Source organism: Paracoccus marinaquae, from assembly GCF_018860165.1.
Classification (GTDB): domain Bacteria; phylum Pseudomonadota; class Alphaproteobacteria; order Rhodobacterales; family Rhodobacteraceae; genus Paracoccus; species Paracoccus marinaquae.
In genome coordinates this window covers 1-1,076 of record NZ_JAHKNG010000128.1, presented here as the reverse complement: position 1 = coordinate 1,076, position 1,076 = coordinate 1, and the positions used below count along the sequence as shown (strand labels likewise).

General features: G+C 62.9%; 1 protein-coding gene. It reads right to left on the bottom strand.

What is annotated here, in order from left to right:
- Nucleotides 1-53 precede the first annotated feature (53 nt).
- Nucleotides 54-1,013, bottom strand: a complete 960-nt coding sequence (locus KNW02_RS20625; RefSeq protein ID WP_216035044.1) for an IS5 family transposase — start codon at nucleotides 1,011-1,013, stop codon at nucleotides 54-56.
- Nucleotides 1,014-1,076 lie beyond the last annotated feature (63 nt).

Sequence of the window (1,076 nt, the reverse complement as noted above, 5' to 3'; positions counted from 1 at the left end):
GACCGTGTTGCGTGAATAAGTTTTGGGACAGACTGCCCCCTTTCCCCATGGTTTCAGGCGGCACGCTCATAGACCGCACGCCCGAGACGGGTCATGCGGTTCAGGGCTTTGACGGCGATCTGTGTTTCGGTCGTCTGTGTCTCCATTCTGCGGTCGCGCAGCTTCGGTCCGATGACCGCCTTGTAGCGCCCGATCTGAGCTTCGCCGCGTGATCTCTGGCCATAGCCGGTGGCCTTTTGCCAAGCGATACGACCGTGTGCGGCGATCATGTCGATATGGGCGTTGCGGCTCGGGCCCTCGCCTGGGACGGCATTCTTCGGCGGCGGGATGATCAACTCGACATCCGGCCCCAAAGCTTCCCGGATCGTCGCGGCGGTTGGTGCACCATCATAGGCCCCGTCGCCGATGAACCGGCGGACCGGGCTGACCACCTCGGCCAGGAGATAGGGCAGAGCGCCGGGGTCTCCGACATGCTCGGTCGTCAGGCAGGACGCGACAATCTCGCCGCTCTCCGGATCGAGGCCGATATGCAGCTTGCGCCATGTTCTTCGGGTCTTCGGCAGCCCGTGCTTCTCCTGCATCCAGCCGCGACCGCCGTGAACCCGCAACCCTGTACTATCGACAATCAGCGGCATCGGACCACTGGTTGGCCGATCACACGGCGTGGCCTGCAGCGATTGGGCGCGACGGCAGAGCGTGGAGAAATCCGGAACGGGAACGGCGAGGTCGATGAGCCGCAGCAAGCTCCGCACGAACCCCTGGGTCTGCCGAAGCGGCAGGCCGAAAACGACGCGCAGAATCAGGCAGGTTTCAATTGCCAGGTCGGAATATCTACGCTGCCCGCCGCGCTTTCCCGAGCGCGGTGCGTACCACCCGCGCACCGCATCTTCGCTGATCCAGACCGTCACGTCACCGCGTTGGCGGAGCGCCTTATTGTATTCAGCCCAATTCGTTACCCGGTAGTTTACCTTCGCAAACTTATCCCGCCGCGCCGCGTTGTGCTTGAAAGGCATCCCGCCATCCTGTTGTCAAACCGGCCAACCGCTTACGATGCAGAAACGATCCATGCAACACGG